General features: G+C 72.4%; 16 protein-coding genes. 11 read left to right on the forward strand and 5 right to left on the reverse strand.

The genetic code is table 11. The features are described from left to right. Nucleotides 1-91: 91 nt before the first annotated feature. Together ASG28_RS07280 and ASG28_RS07285 are read left to right on the forward strand one after the other, a co-directional pair. Nucleotides 92-1,168: an FUSC family protein gene (locus tag ASG28_RS07280; protein ID WP_055973571.1), complete on the forward strand. Its 1,077-nt coding sequence runs from the start codon at nucleotides 92-94 to the stop codon at nucleotides 1,166-1,168. A gap of 33 nt (nucleotides 1,169-1,201) precedes the next feature. Then, entirely contained in the window at nucleotides 1,202-2,134 is a 933-nt protein-coding gene (locus ASG28_RS07285) for an alpha/beta fold hydrolase (protein WP_055973574.1), read from the forward strand. Here ASG28_RS07285 and ASG28_RS07290 read toward each other — a convergent pair. Together ASG28_RS07290 and ASG28_RS07295 are read right to left on the reverse strand one after the other, a co-directional pair. Beyond that, nucleotides 2,131-2,871, reverse strand: coding sequence for an esterase/lipase family protein (locus ASG28_RS07290; protein WP_055973577.1), 741 nt, complete (start codon nucleotides 2,869-2,871; stop codon nucleotides 2,131-2,133). The genes ASG28_RS07285 and ASG28_RS07290 overlap by 4 nt on opposite strands. Nucleotides 2,872-2,890: 19 nt before the next feature. Then, a complete protein-coding gene (locus ASG28_RS07295; protein ID WP_055973580.1) occupies nucleotides 2,891-3,265 on the reverse strand; it encodes a hypothetical protein in 375 nt (124 codons plus the stop codon). A 304-nt stretch (nucleotides 3,266-3,569) separates the two neighbouring features. Between ASG28_RS07295 and ASG28_RS07300 the strand changes: the two genes are divergently transcribed. Next, on the forward strand, nucleotides 3,570-4,109 hold the full coding sequence (locus tag ASG28_RS07300; protein ID WP_071257201.1) for a Dps family protein: 540 nt from the start codon (nucleotides 3,570-3,572) through the stop codon (nucleotides 4,107-4,109). An 85-nt stretch (nucleotides 4,110-4,194) separates the two neighbouring features. Beyond that, nucleotides 4,195-5,376 (forward strand): NAD(P)/FAD-dependent oxidoreductase, encoded by a 1,182-nt coding sequence (locus tag ASG28_RS07305; protein ID WP_055973583.1) that lies wholly within the window; start codon nucleotides 4,195-4,197, stop codon nucleotides 5,374-5,376. 117 nt (nucleotides 5,377-5,493) lie between these two features. Here the strand turns inward: ASG28_RS07305 and ASG28_RS07310 are convergent, their stop codons facing one another. After that, nucleotides 5,494-6,345: an SMP-30/gluconolactonase/LRE family protein gene (locus ASG28_RS07310; RefSeq protein WP_055973587.1), complete on the reverse strand. Its 852-nt coding sequence runs from the start codon at nucleotides 6,343-6,345 to the stop codon at nucleotides 5,494-5,496. Between the two features lie 260 nt (nucleotides 6,346-6,605). On the opposite strand from ASG28_RS07310, the gene ASG28_RS07315 reads away from it, so the two are divergent. Both ASG28_RS07315 and ASG28_RS07320 read left to right on the forward strand, forming a co-directional pair. Beyond that, a complete protein-coding gene (locus ASG28_RS07315; protein WP_055977151.1) occupies nucleotides 6,606-8,426 on the forward strand; it encodes a glycoside hydrolase family 15 protein in 1,821 nt (606 codons plus the stop codon). Nucleotides 8,427-8,460: 34 nt separating this feature from the next. Continuing rightward, a complete protein-coding gene (locus ASG28_RS07320) occupies nucleotides 8,461-8,739 on the forward strand; it encodes a DUF7218 family protein (RefSeq protein ID WP_055973589.1) in 279 nt (92 codons plus the stop codon). A 9-nt stretch (nucleotides 8,740-8,748) separates the two neighbouring features. Here ASG28_RS07320 and ku read toward each other — a convergent pair whose 3' ends face one another. Further along, nucleotides 8,749-9,768, reverse strand: a complete 1,020-nt coding sequence (ku, locus tag ASG28_RS07325) for a non-homologous end joining protein Ku (protein ID WP_055977152.1) — start codon at nucleotides 9,766-9,768, stop codon at nucleotides 8,749-8,751. 91 nt (nucleotides 9,769-9,859) lie between these two features. Between ku and ASG28_RS07330 the strand changes: the two genes are divergently transcribed. The 3 genes from ASG28_RS07330 (at nucleotide 9,860) to ASG28_RS07340 (ending at nucleotide 15,109) form a co-directional block, all read left to right on the forward strand. Next, nucleotides 9,860-10,747: an SDR family oxidoreductase gene (locus ASG28_RS07330; protein ID WP_055973592.1), complete on the forward strand. Its 888-nt coding sequence runs from the start codon at nucleotides 9,860-9,862 to the stop codon at nucleotides 10,745-10,747. A 189-nt stretch (nucleotides 10,748-10,936) separates the two neighbouring features. Next, complete coding sequence (locus ASG28_RS07335) at nucleotides 10,937-13,555, forward strand: ATP-dependent DNA ligase (protein ID WP_055973595.1); 2,619 nt, start codon at nucleotides 10,937-10,939, stop codon at nucleotides 13,553-13,555. Nucleotides 13,556-13,672: 117 nt separating this feature from the next. Continuing rightward, nucleotides 13,673-15,109, forward strand: a complete 1,437-nt coding sequence (locus ASG28_RS07340; protein WP_055973600.1) for an MFS transporter — start codon at nucleotides 13,673-13,675, stop codon at nucleotides 15,107-15,109. Between the two features lie 40 nt (nucleotides 15,110-15,149). Here the strand turns inward: ASG28_RS07340 and ASG28_RS07345 are convergent, their stop codons facing one another. Continuing rightward, the gene (locus ASG28_RS07345; protein WP_055973603.1) at nucleotides 15,150-15,758 is read right to left on the reverse strand and encodes a MerR family transcriptional regulator; all 609 of its coding nucleotides are present in this window, start codon (nucleotides 15,756-15,758) and stop codon (nucleotides 15,150-15,152) included. A 73-nt stretch (nucleotides 15,759-15,831) separates the two neighbouring features. Between ASG28_RS07345 and ASG28_RS07350 the strand changes: the two genes are divergently transcribed. Together ASG28_RS07350 and ASG28_RS07355 are read left to right on the forward strand one after the other, a co-directional pair. Further along, on the forward strand, nucleotides 15,832-16,329 hold the full coding sequence (locus ASG28_RS07350) for a DUF4188 domain-containing protein (RefSeq protein WP_055973606.1): 498 nt from the start codon (nucleotides 15,832-15,834) through the stop codon (nucleotides 16,327-16,329). Between the two features lie 138 nt (nucleotides 16,330-16,467). Continuing rightward, complete coding sequence (locus tag ASG28_RS07355; RefSeq protein WP_055973609.1) at nucleotides 16,468-21,570, forward strand: glycoside hydrolase family 3 N-terminal domain-containing protein; 5,103 nt, start codon at nucleotides 16,468-16,470, stop codon at nucleotides 21,568-21,570. Nucleotides 21,571-21,578: the final 8 nt, after the last annotated feature.

Below are 21,578 nucleotides of genomic sequence, written 5' to 3' on the forward strand. Positions count from 1 at the left end.
CGATCGGCGGGGAGGCGCGGGCGGGGTGACCGATTCGTGACCTGACGCGGCGGCGCGACGCGGGCCGCGCCTCCCCGTCTACCCTGGGGTCGTGAAGATCGTCTCGCGCATCCGCCAGACGAAGCGCACCCCCCTGTTGCAGGTGGTGAAGACCAGCGTCGCGGTGATGGCGGCCTGGTTCGCCTCGGTGGCCCTGTTGCAGCAGCCGTTGCCGATCTTCGCGGCGATCGCGGCCCTGCTCGTGGTGCTCCCGAGCGTCAACCAGTCGTTCGTCCGAGGGCTCGAGCGCAGTGTGGGCGTCATCGCCGGCGTGCTCATCGCGTTCGCGGCCGGCCAGCTGTTCGGTGACGCGACCTGGATCGTGCTGGCGATCGTCGTGGTGAGCCTGCTCGTGGCGTGGGCGTTCCGGCTGACCCCGAGCTCGGCGAACCAGGTGCCGATCTCGGCGATGCTCGTGCTGGCGATCGGCGCCCAGACGCCCGACTACGCGCTCGACCGGGTGCTCGAGACGATCATCGGCGCGGCGATCGCCCTGGCGATCAACGCCTTGATCGTGCCTCCCGTCGCGCTCGCGCCGGCGCACCTCGCCGTCGGCCGCCTGGCGCGCGACATCGCGTCCGTGCTCGACGAGACCGCCGCCGTGCTCGACGAGCCGGTCGACGGGTCGCGGCTCGCCACCGGCTTGACCAAGGCCCGCGAGCTGAGAGTGACCCAGGCCCGGGCGGTCGACGCGGTCACCGCGGGCGAGGAGAGCCTGCAGCTCAACCCCCGCGCGAGCCGCAACCGCAGCGTGCTCGAGGCCGACGCGGCGCTGCTCCGGCGCCTGACCGTGCTCGTCAACCGCGTCGTGGGCATGGTCCGGTCGGTCCACGACAACTACGACCCGGGGTTGGCCGACGACCCCGTGGTGCAGAGCATCGCCGAAGACCTGCGACGGGCCGCCCACGACGTGCGCCTGCTGGCGCGGACCACCGAGGAGGCGCTGCCGGCCGGGCGCGCCTCCCGCGTCCCCGACACCGCCGGCGGACACGGGACGGGCCTCGGGCACGACGACGGCCCGGCCCTCACCTCGCCGGTGAGCGTGCTGCGACCCGACCCGGACAACTGGGTGCTGGTCGGGTCGCTGCTCGAGGATCTGAGACGCGTGCGGGAAGAGATCATCGGGTAGCATCCGACGATGCGACGGGGCCGGGCGACAGGGGTGGTCCCTCCGACCGCCGACGCGTACGCCCCGTTCGACCTGGTCACCGATCCCCGGGCCCTCGGGCTCGCCCGCGAGACGATCGACACGGCGCACGGCCGCACGGTCGTGCACCACGCGGCCTCGCCGACCGACCGGTCAGCACGACGCCGGGCGACCGTCATGCTGCACGGCGCGGCCGGCTCGTGGACGACCTGGACCCCCCTGCTGCAGGCCGCCCGCGAGGTGGACGCGGTCGTCTCCCGTCCGGTGCTGATCGACCTGCCCGGCTGGGGTGACTCGCCCGAGCCCGACCCGGGCCTCGACGTCGAGTCGGCCGCCGCCGTGGTGGTCGAGGTCGCCGAGGCGCTGGGGGTCACCGAGTTCGACCTCGTGGGCCACTCGATGGGCGCCTTCGTCGCCCTGCACCTGGCCGCCGTCCGCCCCGACCTCGTGCTCAGCGTCTCGGTCGTGTCGGCCACGTCCTTCTCGGCGATCGACGCCGTCACGCACCCGGTGCGCGGCCTCGTGCGACTGCCGGCCTTCACGCTGCTGCGCGCGGTGTTCGGGGTGCTGCCCCGCGCCTCCGCATCCTTGCTGCGCGGCGCGGCGCGCATCGGACTGCTGCGTGCCCTGTCGTCACCCGTGTTCCGCCACGTCGACCGCGTCCCGCGCTCGGTCCTGCAGGCGTTCGTCGCCGAGCTGCGGCCCCGGGGGTTCCTCGCGGCCTCGCGGTCGGGGCAGGGGTACGACGCCTCCCTGTGGCGCGCGATCGACTGCGACGTGGCCGCCGTGAGCGGCGCCGACGACGTCTTCGCCCGGTCGTCCGACCTCGACCGCCTGGGCGAGGTCGTGCGGCACGCCCGGACGACCCTGCTCGCCGACTGCGGGCACTTCGCCCACGTCGAACGACCCCATGAGACGATGCGGGCCCTGGGCTGGGTCGAGGGCTAGGACGCCTCGGCCGTCGGCCCCGTGCCCGCCCCGGCCTCGACCTCGCGCACGATCATCGCGACGCACCGCGCGTGGCCCAGCGGCCGGAAGTGCCCGTCGACCGGGAACTCGAGGTTGACCGCCCCCGGCAGCACGCTCCCCTCGGTGACGTGGGCGTCGAACCGGGACGCCATCGAGGTGATGGTGCGGTTCGCCTCACGCTGCTCGGCGAGCCGCAGCAGGTCGGCGTCGCGGGGCGAGAAGGGCCGCAGCGCCCTGACGGGCAGCACCGTCGCCCAGCGTGACCCCGAGAACGGACTGTTCACCGTCACCATGCGGGCGATGCGTCGATCGGTGTCGGTCGAGACCATCATCGTCTTCCCGACCAGTCCGCCCTTGCTGTGCGCCAGCACCACGACGTCCCGCAGGTCGTGGGCGTCGAGGATGCGCTGGGCGACCTCGGCGGTCGCCGCGATCGGGCGACGGTTGTGCCCCATCCCCGGCACGACGACGATCGGGTGCCCCAGGTCGTTCAGCCGGTCGGCCACTGGACGGAGGAACCGCCAGGTCTCGTAGACGCCCGGCAGCAGCAGCACCGGCTCACGGTCGCCGTCGCGGTAGCGCCTCGGCACCACCCGACCGGACCGCGGCACGAGGTGCACCCACCAGACGTACCGGTAGTCGAGCACGACGGTGCGGAGGAACCGCCGGAGGCCGACCCGACGACGTCCGTGCCCGCGCGACGGTGTGGAGCTCATGCCGCCACGCTAGGCGACGTCAGGCGGCCGTGCCCACCAACGGCAGCTCGCCCCAGGGCTCGCCCTCGGGCCAGGCGATCGACTCGACCGCGGCCCGGGCCATCTCGAGCGTGAGGTCCCAGCGGCCGCAGATCGATGCCCACGGGGGCGGGAAGGAGGCCGCGTCGTCGAGCAGGGCGAGGGCGAGACCGCCGAGCCCGGCTCGGGCCGCCGCACTCGCCGCGTCGGGCAGGGCGTCGGCGAGACCGTGGACGACCCTCACCCGGTGGGCGAAGTCCATCTGCTCGATGTCGTCGAACGCGCCCCAGGCACTCTCGATCTCACGTCGCAGCCGGGTGATCTCGGTCGCGTCGAATCCAGGACGGTCGGCGCGTCCGGGTACCGCTCGTGCCATGTCAGCCCCCCTCAGAGCATGGGCCGAGGATCGGGTACCCGCGGCCGGGCGTCGGCTTCGGTGCCGATGCAGGCGAACATACCATCCGGTACGGTCCGTCCTCCAGGGCCGTGGATCACGAGTCGATCACGGCCGGGAACGCCCCGTCGGCGCGTCCCCGGGGCCGGGTCCGCTGCTCCGGTCGGGCCGTCCTGCCCGCCTGTCCCCCGAAGACTGAGTCGTTGTCGAGGGCCGCGGTCTACCGTCCACCTCGCACCCACCGGTGCGACGACTCCGCACGAACCCACGACGAACGGGAGACATCATGTTCCAGGGATCCGACCAACTCCGCGACAACATGCAGAAGGTCCTCGTCGACCTCATCGAACTGCACGTCCAGGGCAAGCAGGCGCACTGGAACCTGCTCGGCTCGAACTTCCGCGACCTCCACCTGCAGCTCGACGAGATCGTCGACGCCGCCCGCGAGTTCAGCGACGAGGTGGCCGAGCGCATGCGCGCCGTCTACCTGATCCCCGACGGCCGCACCTCGACCGTCACCCGTGGCACCAGCCTGCCCGAGTTCCCCGCCGGCCCCGTCGAGACCACCGCGGTGGTCGACCTGATCGTCGACCGCATGTACGCCGTCACCGGCACGATGCGGACGGTCCACGACGACGTCGACGACGAGGACCCCACGACGGCCGACGTGCTGCACAGCATCCTCGAGCGCCTCGAGCAGCTCGCCTGGATGACCGGTGCCGAGAACCGTCACCCCGAGAAGGACGCCCGCCAGGACGACACCCGTCGGCGTGACGAGGACGCCGCGGCCGAGGGCCTCGACCGCGTCGGCGCCGTCGCCAACTGACCCGACCACCTCACGAGGGCACCGTCCGGAAGCGCGCGACCCGCGCCTCCCGGGCGGTGCCCTCTCTCGTCGAGAGGACGACCCCATGACCGAATCGTTCGACCACGTCATCGTGGGCGGCGGCATGACCGCCGACGCCGCCGCGAAGGCCATCCACGAGGCCACGCCCGACGCGTCGGTGCTGATCGTGAGCGCCGACGTCGACGCGCCCTACACGCGTCCGGCGCTGTCCAAGAAGCTCTGGACCGACCCCGACTACACCGAGGCCGACAACGACCTCGGCACCGTCGCCGACTCGGGCGCCGAGATCCGGCTGCGCACGCTCGTCGAGTCGATCGACCGCGACGCCCGCACCGTGACCACGAGCGCCGGCGACGTCGTCGGCTACGGCGCCCTGCTGCTCGCCACGGGCGGCAGCCCCACCGCCCTCGACCTGCCGGACGACGACCGCGTCGTGTACTTCCGGACCGCCGAGGACTACCGCCGACTGCGCTCGCTCTCGGGCGACGGTCGGCACGTCGTCGTCGTGGGGGGCAGCTACATCGGCACCGAGCTCGCCGCGGCCCTCGTCCAGAACGACACCCGCGTGACGCTGGTCTTCCCCGACGACGTGCTCGGCGGCTCGGTGTTCCCCGCGTCGATCGCCTCGACGTTCGAGGGGGCCTTCGAGGAGGCGCGGGTCGAGCTGGCCCGCGGACGTCGCGTCGAGAGCGGCACGGCCGACGACGCCGGCGTCCACCTGCGGCTCGACGACGGCTCGACCCTCGACGCCGACGCGGTCGTCGTCGGGCTCGGCATCTCGGTCGACGACCAGCTCGCGGCCGACGCGGGTCTGACCGTCGACGACGGCATCGTGGTCGACGAGCACCTGCGGACGAGCGACCCGAACGTGTTCGCCGCCGGCGACGTGGCCTCGTACCCGGACGCGATCCTCGGGCGCCGCCGCGTCGAGCACGTCGACAACGCGAAGTCGCAGGGCCCCGTCGTCGGACGCAACATGACCGGCGCCGACGAGGTCTACGACCACACGCCGTACTACTACTCGAAGGTGTTCGACATCTCGTACGAGGCCGTCGGCACGCTCGACGCGTCGCTCGAGACCGTCGTCGACGACCGGGGCGACGGCACGGCCGTGGCGTACTACCTGGGCGACGACGGCGCGGTCGAGGGCGTGCTGCTCTGGAACGTCGAGGAGGCCCGCGACGCCGCCCGGGCCGTCATCGCGGCGGGGGCCGTGCCGCGGGACGAGCTGGTGGGGCGCATCTGACGCGTCGCCGACCACACGACGACGACGCCCGCCCGATCGCGTGATCGGGCGGGCGTCGTCGTGTGGGTGGGCTCGTGCGGGTGCGTGTGGGCGCGCGGGCTCGTGTGGAGCCCCGAGTCAGCCGAACAGGAACGGCGGGCGGGCGGCCCGGTCGAGGTCGAGCGCGAAGATGCCGCCGCTCAGCGGGGACTCGTCGAGCTGCTCGTCACTCAGCCCCTCCCGGGCCGACAGCACGAACAGCGTGCGCAGGTCGTCACCGCCGAAGCCGATGCCGGTCAGGTTCGGCACCGGGAAGGTGATCTCGTCCACGAGACCGCCGTCGGCGTCGAGGTGCACCACCTTGCCCTCGCCGTAGATGGCCCCCCAGAACTCGCCGCGCTCGTCGCGGGCCAGGCCGTCGTGGGCGCCCTGCGACGAGAACGGGACGAGCTCGCCCAGCGTGCCGTCGGCATCCCACGACGCCCGGTAGATCGTGTCGTCACCGGTGTCGGTGAGGTAGATCTCGCTGCCGTCGTCGTTCCACTCGAACCCGTTGGTCGTGGCGAAGTCGTCGCGCAGCTGGGTGAGCGTGCCGTCCGGGGCGACGCGGTAGAGACCGGCCACGGGGCTGCCCTCGGGGTCGGTGGCGCCGACGACGAAGGCGCCGAACGGGTCGCACTTCCCCTCGTTCAGCCGGAGGCGCTCGTCGGCGTGGTCGACGGTCGCGATCGTCCGCTGCTCGGTCCCGTCGTCGCGCATGACGATCACCGTGTCGTCGAGTGCGGCGATCAGGCCGCCGCCGCGACGACGCTGGAAGCTCGGCAGGGGCGGGTCGACGACGACCGTCGTGTCGCGTGTGCCGTCCGCCGAGGTGCGGTGCAGGAGGCCGTTCGTGATGTCGGTCCAGACCAGCTCGTGGGCGTCGACGTCCCAGACGGGGCTCTCGCCGAGGGTGGCCCTCGCGTCGAAGAACAGGCGGGGTTCGGACATGGTTCCGGTCGGAAGGGACATCCGACCGGTCTACGCGCCCGACATGTCCACCGGCTCCGTTTCTCGCCCCCAGGGGTACGGAGGCCGTGTCTTGCACACAGAACACTGCGAGGGACGGGCACGAGGAGGCGCGCCGGGCCACCGTAGGAGGAGTGACGGACACCCTCGAGACCACCGACGACATCCAGGCCGACCACTTCGGCGCGACGACGGCCGCCGCCGGCGAATGGCACCGCCCCGACCCCCGGGACGACGGCTACGTGCCGCTGCGCTCCTACGGGGCGATCGGCGACGGTCGGACCGTCGCCCTCATCGCCCGAGACGGCCAGATCGACTGGCTGCCGATGCCCGACATGAACAGCGACCCGGTGTTCTCCGGCATCGTCGACTCGGGCAAGGGCGGACGCATCGAGCTGCGCCCCGTCGACGACGACTTCGAGGTCCAGCGCGAGTACGTCGAGAACACGAACGTCCTCGTGACCCGCTTCCGCACCTCCACGGGTGTGGTGCAGGTCACCGACGCTCTCGTGACGGGCATCGCGGGGCGTCTGCCGTGGGCCGAGCTCGCCCGTCGCATCGAGGGCGTCACCGGGTCGGTCGACATGCGCTGGGCGGTGATCCCGGGCAACACGTTCGGCACGCATCCGATCCGCCGGGTCGACACGTTGCACGGGCCGGTCCTGCGGGCCGCCGACATCAACCTGGCGCTGGTCGGCTTCGAGCACGGCCGCCTCGACTCGGTCGAGCCCGGCGACGGCGAGGCCCACGGCGGCCCGCATCGGTTCTGGGGCGAGTTCTCCACCCACGAGGGCTCGCGCTCGTTGATCTGCCTCTGCGGCGTCGAGGACGAACCCCTGCACCTGCCCGACCCGCGCGTGGTCGACCAGGGCATCGACCGCACGGTTCGCAACTGGCAGACCTGGTCGGACGAGTTCAACTGGGACGGTCCGTGGTCGGGCGCCGTGCAGCGCAGCGCACTGGCGCTCAAGCTGCTGATCTTCAGCCCCACCGGTGCGATCGCGGCCGCCGCCACGGCGGCCCTGCCCGAGAACTTCACCGGCGACAAGAACTGGGACTACCGCTTCGCGTGGGTGCGCGACTTGGCCTACACGGTCAACGCGCTCGTCCGCTTCGGCCTGCGCGAAGAGACCCAGGCGGCCGTCTCGTGGTTGCTCTCGGCGCTCAAGGCCAACGGCCGGACGATGCACATCTTCCTCAACCTCGACGGCTCGGTGCCGGACGGCACCCACGAGACCGGCTCCGAGGGCTGGCGCGGCATCGGCCCGGTCTACAAGGGCAATCCGGCGGGCGAGCAGCTGCAGCTCGGCACCTACGCGGACATCCTGGCGATCATGAGCCAGTACGCGGCCGACGGCAACATCCTCGACGAGTCCACCGGCGACCTGCTCGCCGGTTTCGCCGACGACGCCTGCCGTCGCTGGCAGGAGAAGGACTCGGGCATGTGGGAGCTGCCGGACGAGCAGCACTACGTCAGCAGCAAGATGGGCTGCTGGCAGGCCATCGACGCCGCCCTGCACCTCACCGAGGTGGGCCAGATGCACCCCGACCCCGAGGACGTCGTCTTCTGGCGGAAGAACCGCGACCTCATCAAGGACTGGGTCGACGAGCACGGCTGGAACGAGAAGATCGGCTCGTACGTCATGTACCCGGGCAGCGAGAAGCTCGACGCCTCGGTGCTGCTGCACGCCCCCAGCGGTTTCGACCGCGGCGAGCGCATGTCCCGCACGATCGACGCGATGCAGCGCGAGCTCTCCGCCGGTCCGCTGGTGTTCCGCTACAGCGAGGTCGACCAGGAAGAGGGCACGTTCGTGGCCTGCGCCTTCTGGCTTGCCAGCGCCCTGGCGTGCGTGGGCCGTCAGGACGAGGCGGTCGAGCTGATGGACCAGCTCGTGCAGCAGCCGAACGACGTGGGCCTGCTGACCGAGATGATCAGCGCCGACGACGGGCAGTTCCTCGGAAACCTGCCTCAGGGTCTCAGCCACCTCGCCCTCGTCAACGCGGCGATCACCATCGACGAGATGGGCCGTGAGGGCACGACCGACGACATGGAGGGCCAGTGACCGCGACGATGACCGCGGGCGTACGGTCGGGCGCATGACGCCGAAGGACGAGACTCCCCCACAGCTGAAGAAGCCCGACATGTACGAGGCGCTCCGCGACGAGGGCGCCTCGAAGGAGAAAGCCGCGCGCATCTCGAACGCTGCCGCCCAGAAGGGCAACAGTGAGAAGAAGGTGGCCGCGAAGGGCGGGAAGTCCGGTTCGTACGACGACTGGACGGTGGACGAACTCAGAGGACGCGCGAAAGAACTCGGCGTGACCGGCTACTCAGACCTGAAGAAGGCCGACCTGATCGAGGCGCTCCGCGAGCACTGACCGCTAGGGTCAGCTGGCCTTCTTCTCGGGGGCCGCCTTCTTCTCGGGAGCCGGCTTCTTCTCGGAGGCAGACCTGGCGGGCTTCTTCGTCGCAGCAGGCTTCTTCGGGGCCGGCTTCTTCCCGGCAGGTTTCGTCGCGGCCGGCTTCTTCGCAGCAGGTTTCGTCGCGGCCGCCGACGAGGTCGACGACGCCGGCGTCGATGCTGCCGCCTTCTTGGTCGGCTTGCGGTGTCCGCCCGACCGGTTCTCCTCGACCGACCGGCGCAGCGCCTCCATCAGGTCGATGACCTCGCCGCCCTCACCATCGTCGTCCTCCGGCTTCTCGCCGAAGGTGGCGTCGGTGTCGAGCGACTCCCCCTCCTCGAGCTTTGCGTCGATCAGCTGTCGCAGCTCTTCCTGGTAGTCGTCGCTGAAGTCGGCGGGCTCGAAGTCGTCGCTCAGCGAGTCGACGAGCGACGACGACATGTCGAGCTCCTTGTCGGTGATGCGCGTCTGCTTCTCGAGTGCCGGGAACCGCGCCTCGCGCACCTCGTCGTCCCAGAGCAGGGTCTGCAGCATGAGCACGTCGCCCCGCACGCGCAGGGCGGCGAGCCGCGTCTTCTGCCGCAGCGAGAAGTGCACGATCGCGGTGCGGTCGGTCTCCTCCAGGGTGCGGCGCAGCAGGACGTAGGCCTTCGGCGAGGTGCCGTCCGGCTCGAGGAAGTAGCTGCGGTCGAGCATGATCGGGTCGACCTGGTCGCTCGGCACGAACTCGAGCACGTCGATCTCGCGCGAGCGTTCCTCGGGCAACGACTTGAGATCGTCACCGGTGATCACCACGGTGCGGTCGCCGTCGTCGTACGCCTTGTCGATGTGCTCGTAGTCGACGACCTTGCCGCAGATCTCGCACTTCCGCTGGTACCGGATGCGCCCGCCGTCCGCGTCGTGCACCTGGTGCAGGGACACGTCGTGGTCCTCGGTGGCGCTGTACAGCTTGACGGGCACGTTGACGAGCCCGAACGTGATCGCGCCCTTCCAGATCGATCGCATGACGCTCATCTTTCTCCGCGTGCGCTCCGAATGACCGCCCACGGGGTACAGGCCCCGACCGCAGGAGGCCCGGTGCGGGCAGCGTGGGCTCATGAGCCAATACGACAAGAAGAACCCGGTCGACCTCTACCCCGCACCGCCGTTCCCGAAGCAGGAGCAGTCGTTGCCGGGCGAGGCCTGGAAGATGGACCCGAAGCCCGACCACGGCGAGACCAGCTACGTCGGCAAGGAGCGCCTCACCGGCTTCCGCGGCATCGTCACCGGTGGCGACTCGGGCATCGGTCGCGCCGCCGCGATCGCGCTCAGCCGCGAGGGCGCCGACCTCGTGCTCAGCTACCTGCCCAGCGAGCAGAAGGACGCCGAAGAGGTGCGCGACCTGCTCGAGGGAGAGGGTCGCAAGGCCGTCCTCGTCCCCGGCGACATCTCGGATGAGCAGTACTGCAAGGACCTCGTGCAGAAGGCGGTCGACGAGCTCGGCGGCCTCGACACCCTCGTCATGGTGGCCGGTCGCATGAAGAGCAACGACGACATCCTCACGCTCACCACCGAGGACATCGACTCGACCATCAAGACCAACGTCTACTCGCTGTTCTGGCTGACCCAGGCCGCGATCCCCCACCTCGAGCCCGGCTCGTCGATCGTGACGACCGGTTCGGTGCAGGGCACGCAGCCCAGCCCCGACAAGATCGACTACGCCCTGACCAAGGGTGCGATCGGCGTCTTCACCTCGGGCCTCGCGCAGCAGCTCGCCCCCAAGGGCATCCGCGTCAACCAGGTCTCGCCCGGCCCGGTGTGGACTCCCCTGCAGCCCGGCTCCGACGACGCCGAGACGGTGTCGGAGTTCGGCGGCCAGGCGCCGTTCGGCCGTCCCGGTCAGCCCGCCGAGCTCGCCGCCGCCTACGTGCACCTGGTGAGCCCCGAGTCGAGCTACACCTCGGGCGCGACCATCACGATCGCCGGAGCGATGCCCGCGGTCTGACCCGCGCCTCCTCGGCTCCGTCGTCCCGGCGACACCACGGCCCGTCGTCCCGCTCGCGCGGGGCGGCGGGCCGTGGTCGATGCGGCGGGTCCCCGTCGTCGGCGGCGGGCCGGCGCCGACCCGCCGACGACGACACGGACCCGCCGCGGCCGGGTAGAACGAGAAGCAGACGACACGAGGAGGCGCGCGATGGCGGGCAAGGGACGCGGCGAATCCGTCGAGGTCGGCGGGCACCGGCTGCAGTTGACGAACCTCGACAAGGTGCTCTACCCCGACGCGGGCACGACCAAGGCCGACGTGCTGGGCTACTACGCCGCCGTCGCCGAGTGGATGCTGCCGCACGTCGAGGGCCGCCCGGCGACCCGCAAGCGCTGGGTGAACGGTGTCGAGGGCGAGGTGTTCTTCGAGAAGAACCTGCCCGACTCCGCACCCGACTGGGTCGCGCGGCACACCATCGAGCACAAGGACCACGCGAACGTCTACCCGATGGTCAACGACATGGCGACGCTCACCTGGCTGGCGCAGGTCGCCGCGCTCGAGGTGCACGTCCCGCAGTGGCGGTTCGGCCCGAAGGGGGCGCAGCGCAACCCCGACCGGCTGGTGCTCGACCTCGACCCGGGCGAGGGCGTCGGCCTCGCCGAGTGCGTCGCGGTGGCGCAGCTGCTGAAGCCCATCGTCGAGGGCATGGGCCTCGAGCTGATGCCCGTGACCAGCGGCAGCAAGGGCGTGCACCTGTACGCCCGGCTCGACGGGAAGCAGACCAGCGCCCAGGTCGGCGAGGTCGCCCACGAGCTGGCCCGCGCGATGGAGGCCGACCACCCAGACCTCGTGCTCAGCACCATGGGGAAGGCCGACCGCCGGGGCAAGGTGCTGCTCGACTGGTCGCAGAACAACGGGAACAAGACCACCGTGGCGCCGTACTCGCTGCGCGGTCGGTCCCGACCGACCGTGGCGATGCCCCGCACCTGGCGCGAGCTCGCGTCGAAGACGCTGGTGCAGCTCGAGTACACCGACGTGCTCTCGCGCCTGAAGCGGCGTGGCGACCCCCTGGCCGACGTCTCGGCGCACGTGCCGGTGCCGTCCGGCGAGCTGGGCGAGGACTTCCGCAACACCGAGGCCCCCGACCACGACCCGTCCGAGAAGGTGCGCGACCGCCTCGAGGTCTACCGCTCGAAGCGTGACGCGTCGAAGACCGCCGAACCGGTGCCCGCCGAGGCCCCGGCCTCGACCGACGGCACGAGCTTCGTCATCCAGGAGCACCACGCCAGCTCGCTGCACTGGGACTTCCGCCTCGAGCACGACGGCGTGCTGGTCAGCTGGGCGCTGCCGAAGGGCGAGCCCGACGACCCCGGCACGAACCACCTCGCCGTGCAGACCGAGGACCACCCGCTCGAGTACGGCACGTTCGAGGGCACCATCGCCAAGGGCGAGTACGGCGCCGGCGAGGTCACGATCTGGGACTCGGGCGAGTACGACCTCGAGAAGTGGCGCGACGGGAAAGAGGTCATCGTCGTGCTGCACGGCGAGCAGCGCGGCACCCGACGCGTCGCGCTGATCCACACCGGGCACGGCGGCGGGCGGGCCGAGTCGAACTGGCTCATCCACCGCATGAAGGACGACGCCGACGGCTCGCACGACGGCGCTTCCGCCGGCAATTCAGGAAAACGACCGCATCACGCCCGGAAGACGACCGACGACGCGCGTTCTCCGGAGTTGCCGTCTTCTGCGCAGGCGAGCCGGGGCGGCCCTGTCGGCAACTCCTCACGCGCGTCGCGCGCGGCCGGCGGCTCCCCCGGAAAGGCGGGCCGCGCCTCCTCGACTCGCGACAGGAAGCAGGAGTTCCCGGCACCCGACCCGGTCGCACCGATGCTGGCGACGACGGGCGACGCGCACGACGTGTCCGAGGGCGGGTGGGCGTTCGAGATGAAGTGGGACGGCATCCGCGCCGTGGCCGTCGTCCACGACGGCGCCGTCACGCTGACCAGCCGCAACGGCAACGACCTGACCCCGGCCTACCCCGAGCTGCAGGTGCTGGCCGAGCGGGTCGACAGTGACGGAGGCTCGGTGCTGGACGGCGAGATCGTCGCCGTCGACGAGAAGGGTCGCCCCGACTTCGGGCTGCTCCAGACGCGCATGGGGCTGACGCGGCCGCGCGACGTGGCGCGAGCCGCCGAAGGCGCGCCGGTGAAGCTGTTGCTGTTCGACGTCATGCGGGCCGAGGGTCGCTCGCTCGTGAGGGACGAGTACGACGACCGGCGCGAGGTGCTGGAGCGGATCGTCGAGAGCGGCGGGGCCGTCGACGTGCCCCCGGCGTTCGACGGGGACCTGGAGGCGGCGGTCGCCACCTCGAAGCGCCTCCGGCTCGAGGGCGTGGTCGCCAAGCGACGCGACGCGACCTACAGCGCCGGCCGCCGCTCGCGGGCCTGGATCAAGATGAAGCACCACCAGACGCAGGAGGTCGTGATCGCCGGCTGGCGGCCCGGTGCGGGTCGGCGGGCGGACGGCGTCGGCTCGCTGCTGATGGGCGTGCCGGGCGACGACGGGCTGCAGTACGTCGGCCGGGTCGGCACCGGGTTCACCGATCGCGAGCTCGACGAGCTGCTGCCGTCGTTGCGGGCGGCCGAGCGGAAGACCAGCCCGCTGGTGGGCGTGCCCGCGGTCGACGCGCGCGACGCGCATTGGGTCACCCCGTCGCGGGTCGGCGAGGTGTCGATCGCCGAGTGGACCTCGACCGGCCGGCTTCGGCAGCCGAGCTGGCGCGGGTGGCGGCCCGACAAGTCGCCGGACGACGTCGTCCGCGAGGGGTGAGGCAGCGCACGACGCCAGGAGATGGGCAGGGCGCCAGGAAAAAGCCTGGCGCTGTGTCCATCGCCTGGCGTCGTCTCGTCGGGTATCGGTCGGGGCCGCCCGGGTGTTGAGTGCAGCATGAGCACACCTCCCCCGGCCCCGAGCGACGCCGCGACCCTGCGCGGGCGGCGGGTCGTGCTCGTCGTCGCCGTGCTGGCCTCGTTCGTCGCGTTCCTCGACGGGTCCATCGTCACGGTGGCCCTGCCAGCGATCGCGCGCGAGCTCGGCAGCGGCACGGTCGGCGGCGCCGCGACGGCCGACGACGGAGCCGGTCTCGCCCTGCAGCAGTGGGTGGTCGACGCCTACCTGCTGACGCTCGGGTCGCTCATGCTCGTGGCCGGCTCGCTCAGCGACACGTTCGGCCGGGTGCGGGTGCTGCGCGCGGGGCTGATCGGCTTCGCCGTGACGAGCGTGCTCGCCGCCCTCGCCCCCGACCCGGGCCTGCTGATCGCCGCCCGGGCCCTGCAGGGCGTCACCGCGGCCCTCCTCGTGCCGAGCAGCCTCGCCCTGATCACCTCGACCTTCAGCGGGCCCGCGCAGGGCAAGGCCATCGGCAGCTGGACGGCCTGGACCGGCGTCGCGTTCCTGATCGGCCCGCTGACCGGCGGCGCGCTCGTCGACACGCTCGGCTGGCGTTGGGTGTTCGCCGTCGTGGTCGTGCCGGTCGTCCTCACCCTCGTGCTGATGACCCGCCTGCCCGGTGACGCCCACCGGGGACGCGACGGCGCTCCCCCACGGGTCGACGGCGTGGGCGCCGTCCTGGCCGCGGTCGGCCTCGCCGGGCCGGTCTTCGCGCTGATCGAGGGGCAGCGGGTCGGGTTCGGCGCGTGGTTCGTCGTCCTGCCGCTCGTGGTCGGCCTCGCCGCGCTCGCCGCCTTCGTCTGGTGGGAGCGCCGCACGCCCGCCCCGATGATGCCCCTCACGCTGTTCCGCACCCGCAGCTTCACGGTCGGCAACCTGGCCACGGTCGGCATCTACGCGGCACTCAGCCTCGGCACCCTGACCATCCCGCTGGTGGTGCAAGAGCTGGCGGGTCTGACGGCGACCCTGGCCGGGCTCGTCACCCTGCCGACGACGATCGTGTCGCTGCTGTTCTCGACCCTGTTCGGCACGCTCGCCGCCACCCACGGCCCCCGCCTGTTCATGACGGTCGGGCCGCTGATCACGGCGAGCGGGTTCCTCTGGATGCTGCTCGTCCGCGATCCGATCGACGTCTGGTGGCAGGTCGTGCCCGGAGTGGTCCTGTTCGGCTTCGGCCTGTCGGTGACCGTGGCTCCGCTCACCTCGACGGTGCTGTCGCAGATCCCGGCGGCGCAGTCGGGCATCGCCTCCGCGGTCAACAACGCGATCTCACGGGTGGCCGGGCTCGTCGCGGTCGCGTTCCTGGGCGTCATCGCCGGAGGCGCGCTCACGGTGGGCGGGTTCCACCGCGTCGTGATCGTGGTCGCCGTGCTGCTCGGGGTGAGCGCGCTGGTGTCGTTCGTCGGTCTGCGCGACCGCACCCGCGCCTCCTGAGCGGGGTCGCGCCCCCAGGCGACCGGCAGGAGGCGCGGTGTCAGCCCCCGAAGCGGCGCCAGGAGGCGTCCTGCTGGGCCAGGCGACGAAGGGCCAGCAGCAGCGGCTCGACGAGCACGGTGCCGAGCACGACGTACCGCACCGCGGCGTCCACGGAGTCGACCGGGATGCCCGCGATCTCGGCCTCGGCGACCTCGGCCATCGACCGCGCGTAGCCGTCGAGTGCCCCTTCGGGTAGCTCGAAACCGGCGGCGTCGAGCCCGTCGACCGCGGCCTCGAGCGCGGCGAGCACGTCGACCGACCCCGGGTCGATCGTCCACCCCCAGCCGGCCACGAGCGCTTCGGCACGGCCGAGGTCGACGCCCTCGGGGGCCGTCGTGGTGACCGCCGTCTGCGCGACGCCGAGGACCTCGGCCACGCTCTCGTGCTCTCCGTCGAGTTGACCGAGGACGGCCCGGACCCCGGCGACGCTCAGCCCGCCCGCACCGAGCAGGGCCCGCACGAGCCGCAGCCGACGCACGTGCTCGTCGCCGTAGCGGGCCTGGGTCGCGCTGGTGCGCTCGCCCTCGGGCAGCAGCCCCTCGCGCAGGTAGTACTTGATCGTGGCGACCGGCACGCCGGTCGTCTCGGCGAGCTGGGAGATGCGCACGGATTGCCCCTTGACATTGGATAGCGTGACTCTCCAATATTGGAGAGCGCCACTATCCATCTAAGGAGACATCATGCCGCGAGTCAACCCGGGCCGCACCACGCACGAGCACGACGGCGAGCTCGTCGTCGTCCTGATCGGCATGACGATCAACCGCTGGTGGCGACCCGACCTGTGGCTGCCCGTCTTCGGCGCGATGACCCCGATGCTGACCGAACTGATGCGCGACCCCGAGAGCGGGCTCGCCGGCACGCGCCTGACGATCGGCCGCGGGGGGCCGGTGCTCGTGCAGTACTGGACCTCGCTCGAGAAGCTCTACGCGTACGCGAGCTCGCCCCAGCAGGCGCACCGACCGGCCTGGACGGCGTTCAACCGCCGGGCGCGCAAGGCCCCGGGAGCCGTCGGCATCTGGCACGAGACCTTCGTGGTCGAGCGGGCCGAGAGCCTGTACGTGGGCATGGCGCCGTCGGGGCTGGCCAAGGCGACGCGGTCGGTGCCGGTCGGTCCGCGCAGCGACACCGCACGCGCCCGGGCCGCGAGCGGCCGGACCCCCGGCGCCGCGTCGTCCTGACGGGTCCCGCGTCGAGCCCCGGAGCCCCCCATTGCCCTGAGCCGCCTGTGACCCTACGATGAGCCAGACGTGAGCCGCCCTCGTTCGGGGGTGGCTCCAGCTCTGTCGTGAGACAGCCGTGATTACAAGGGAGTAATCGTGTCCGCTGCCCCTGCCCGGTCTTCCTCGACGCCCCGATCGCGGCCCGTCCGGCCCGCGCGCCGTCCGCGCCGCGGCCTCGCGCTCGCCGCCGCCACCGCCGCCGCGGCGCTGCTGCTCAGCGGCCTGCCCGCGATCGCCGCGCAGGCCGCCCCGGTCGACCTCGCCCGCTTCGGTACGGTCACCGCCTCGGCGAGCCAGGCCGACGGTGACGGGACGTTCCCCGCCGACGCCCTGATCGACGGCGACCCGACGACCCGTTGGGCCAGCGGCAACGGCCCCGACGAGGACGTCGAGTTCACCGCCTCGGTGATCGTCGACCTCGGCGGCACCACGCGCGTCGACGCGATCGGCCTCGACTGGGAGGCCTCGTACGCGACCGACTACACGGTCGACGTCACGTCGGGCGACCCGACCCTGCCCGAGGGCTGGACCACCGCGCAGACCGTCACGAGCGACGGCGGGCGCGACGACGTCACGCTGTCGACCCCGACCGACGCCCGCTACGTCCGGGTCAGCATGCTGCAGCGCTCGGCGGCGACCTGGGACCCGGCCCGCCCCCACTTCTACGGCTACTCGGCCTTCGGCCTGCAGGTCTTCGGTGAAGCGCAGACCCGCTCGGTCACCTTCGACCGGTCGACCGCGACCGTCGCGGCCGGCCAGACCCTGACCGCGGGACTCAGCCTCACCGGCCCGAGCGACGAACCGGTCACCGTCCGCGTGCGCTCCACCGGCGGCACGGCCACGGCGGGCACCGACTACGCGGCCCTCGACGAGACCGTGACCTTCGCGCCCGGCGAGACCAGCGCCTCCGTCGCCCTCGTCACGACCTCGACGGGCGCCCTCAGCCCGCGCAGGACGATCGAGCTGACGGCGTCCGAGCCGAGTGATCCGACCGTCGTCGGCACGCGCGCCACCCTCACCGTGACGCTCACGCCGACGGGCGCCCTGCCGAACGTCGGCGCGACGACCGTGCTCGACGACTTCGAGGGCGGCGTGCCGACCGGCTACTTCGGCTGGGGCCAGAGCCCCGCCGTCACGCCGGCGCTCGACACCGTGGAGGCGCAGCGCGAGGGAGCGACGGGCGTCCGGGCCCTGCGTGCCACCGTCGCCGGCCCGACCACCGCCGAGAGCTGGTTCGGGTTCTCGCACGACGTCCCCGCCACCGACTGGAGCGACCACGACGGCTTCTCGTTCTGGTTCCGGGGCACCGCCTCGGGCCTGCCCCTGCGCTACGAGCTGAAGAACGGCGACGGCGCCCTCTTCGAGCAGACCGTGGTCGACGACAGCGCCGACTGGAAGCAGGTCAGCGTGCTGTTCGCCGACCTGCGGCAGAAGGGCCAGCCGTCGAGCGACCTGCGCTTCGACCCGTCGGCCTCGACCGGCTTCGCCGTCACCCTGACCCCCCTCGGCGCCGGCACCTGGCAGTTCGACGACGTCGCCCTGTTCGAGCGCGCGACGATGATCGAGGACTTCGAGGGCGAGGTCCCGCTCGGCACGACCGCCGACCCGGTCGGCTTCTTCACCTGGGGCTCCCCCGCCCCGCTCGAGCCCACGATCAGCCGCGACGTCACCGTGCAGGAGCGCGACGGCCGCGCCGACAACCACGTGCTGAGCGGCACCTCGTCGATCCCCGCGGGCGGCTACGGCGGACTCAGCCACAACCTCGCCGACAGCCAGGACTGGTCGAGCTACCAGGGGCTGCGCTTCTGGTGGTACGCCTCGCAGGCGAACAACCCGGCCTCGCCGACGGCGGGTGCCGACATCAAGGTCGAGATCAAGGACGGCGACCCGGCCGGCGGCGACACCGCCGAGACCGGCGAGCTCTGGGCGACGACCTTCAAGGACAACTGGGGCAGCAGCACCAGCCGCTGGAAGCTCGTCGAACTGCCCTTCTCGGCGTTCACCCCGTCGGGTTACCAGCCGGGCGACGCGGCGACGACGAACGGCACGCTCGACCTGACGAGCGCGTTCGGCTACTCGTTCACCTTCACGCCGGGCACGCCCGCCCCGGTCGGCTACGCGATCGACGACACGCAGCTCTACGGCACCCCGGCGAGCGCCGCGTCCGTCACGGTCGACCCGTCGCAGGACGTCTACCTGGTGGACGCCGGCGGCTCGGTCGAGATCCCGCTGACGGTGACGACGGCGGGCGACGAGCCGCTGGCGTCGGACGTGTCGGTCGACTGGTCGACCGCCGACGGCACCGCCGTCGAGGGCACCGACTACGACGCGGCGTCGGGCACGGTGACCTTCGCGGCGGGGACCGCCTCGGGGACGGCGCAGTCCGTGACCGTGTCGACCCGCGCCTCCTCGGGGGCCGCCGAGTCGAAGGAGTTCGCGGTGTCGCTGGCGTCGACCACGGCGAAGGTCGGTGACGGTCCGCGCGTCGTGATCGGCGCGCACGACCTGCCGTACCTCGACCCGTCGCTGCCGACGGCGGACCGCGTGGCCGACCTGCTCGGTCGCATGACGCTGGACGAGAAGGTGGGGCAGATGGCACAGGCCGAGCGGCTCGGCCTGTCGTCGCCGCAGGACGTCAGCGGACGCGCGCTCGGCTCGCTGCTGAGCGGTGGCGGCTCGGTGCCCGAGGGCAACACCGCGGTGGCGTGGGCCGACATGGTCGACGCGTACCAGCGCGAGGCACTCTCGACGCGGTTGCAGATCCCGATGGTCTACGGCGTGGACGCCGTGCACGGCCACAGCAACGTGGTGGGTGCGACGATCTTCCCGCACAACACCGGCCTCGGCGCGACCCGTGACCCGGCCCTGGTCGAGCGCATCGCCGAGGTCACCGCGACCGAGGTGCGGGCGACCGGCGTGCCGTGGACCTTCGCCCCCTGCCTCTGCGTCTCGCGCGACGAGCGATGGGGTCGCAGCTACGAGTCCTTCGGCGAGGACCCCGACCTGGTGCGCACGTTCGCGGCCCCGTCGGTGATCGGCCTGCAGGGCGACGACCCGACCGACATCGGCGGCGCCGACGAGGTGCTCGCCACGGCCAAGCACTGGGCCGGCGACGGCGGCACGAGCTACGACGAGTCCGTGGCCGGCACGGGTGCGTACCCGATCGACCAGGGCGTCACGAACGCCGACTCACTCGAGGACTTCACCCGACTGCACGTCGACCCCTACCTGCCGGCCCTCGAGGCGGGTGTGGGCACGATCATGCCGTCGTACTCGGCGGTCGATCTGGGCGACGGGCCCGTGCGCATGCACGAGAACGCCGCGCTCAACAACGACCTGCTGAAGGGCGACCTGGGGTTCCAGGGCTTCCTCATCAGCGACTGGGAGGGCATCGACAAGCTGCCCGGCGGCGACTACGCCGACAAGGCCGTCCGGTCGGTGAACGCGGGACTCGACATGGCGATGGCGCCCTACAACTACGGGGCGTTCATCGACGCGATCGTGGCGGCCGTCCGCTCGGGCGACGTGGCCGAGTCGCGGGTCGACGACGCCGTGCGGCGCATCCTCACCCAGAAGTTCGACCTGAACCTGTTCGAGCAGCCCTTCGCCGACCGGACCAACGTCGACGGCGTCGGATCGGCCGAGAACCGCGCCGTGGCCCGTCAGGCCGCCGGCGAGTCGCAGGTGCTGCTGAAGAACACAGGAGGCGCGCTGCCGTTGGCCGCGGACGCCGACCTGTACGTGGCCGGCTCCACCGCGGACGACCTCGGTCGCCAGATGGGCGGCTGGACGATCAGCTGGCAGGGCGGATCGGGCGACACGACGACCGGCACGAGCATCGCCGAGGGCATCCGCGAGGTGGCGCCCGGGGCGTCGGTCACGCTGAGCCCCGACGCGTCGGCACCGATCGGAGCCGGTCAGACCGGCGTCGTCGTGGTCGGCGAGCGCCCGTACGCCGAGGGCCAGGGCGACGTGCCGAACAACGGCTCGAGCCTGTCGCTGACGGCCTCGGACCAGGCGATCGTGGACGAGGTCTGCGCCGCCACCGCGTCGTGCGTGGTGCTGGTCGTCTCGGGCCGCCCGCAGCTGCTCGGCGACGTCGTGAGCGTGGCCGACGCGGTCGTCGCGTCGTCACTGCCCGGCTCCGAGGGCGCCGGCGTCGCCGACGTGCTGTTCGGCGACCGGCCCTTCACCGGGCGCCTGCCCGTGACCTGGGCGGCCCGCGCCGACCAGGTGCCGATCAACGTCGGCGACGCCGACTACGAGCCGCTCTACCCGTACGGCTGGGGCCTGCGCACCGACGGTGCCCGCGAGCGTCTGGAGGCGCTGGTCGCCTCCCTGCCCGAGGGTGCGTCCCGTGCCGCGGTGCAGGCCGTGCTCGACTCCGACGTGTGGGACGGCGACGGTGCGGTGACGGACGCTGCCGCCGCGTTGCGCCTCCTGCTCGCCGCGGTGACCCCGTTCGCCGGCACCGACCTCGGCACGATGGCCACGGCGGACGACCTCGTGTCGGTCGCCCGCGACCTCGCCCAGCAGGCGATGGTCGACGGCACCGCGGTCGACGGGTCGGCGGCCCTGACGGCCGACGCCGAGAACGCGCTGCAACGCGGGCTGCCCGACGTGGCGCTCTCGCGGTTCGCCTCGGTGCTCGGCATCGACCTGGGCGTCGTCGAGCCGACCAAGGACGTCGTGCCCGGCACGCTCGATCCCTCCACCGCCCGCCCGGGCGACACGGTCTCGATCACGGCGACCGGCTTCGCCGCCGGCGAGGACCTCGCGGGCACCGTGTTCTCGGAACCGCAGTCGATCGGCGGGACCACGGCCACGGCGGCCGGGGTCGGCGTGCTGCGGTTCGTCGTGCCGGCCGACCTCGAGCCGGGCGCGCACGTCGTCGAGCTCGAGGGGACGGGACAGATCGCCCGGGCCACGCTGACGGTGCTCGCCGCGGCGGTGCCGGGTGACCCGGGGACGCCGGGTGGCGGGACGCCCGGCACGCCGGGTGGTGGCGGGCCGGGCAGCGGCTCGGGCTCGGGCTCGGGCTCGGGCTCGGGCTCGGGCTCGGGTGGCACCGTCGTGGCGTCGCCGGTCGGGCTCGCCTGGACCGGCTCGGGCGAGTGGATCGGAATCGCCGTCGCGGCGTTCCTCATCGTGGCGCTCGGGGTCGCCCTGCGGCTGCGTCGCCCGCGCGACCGCGGCTGACGCGCCGC

The organism is Frigoribacterium sp. Leaf415 (assembly GCF_001424645.1).
Classification (GTDB): Bacteria; Actinomycetota; Actinomycetes; order Actinomycetales; family Microbacteriaceae; genus Frigoribacterium.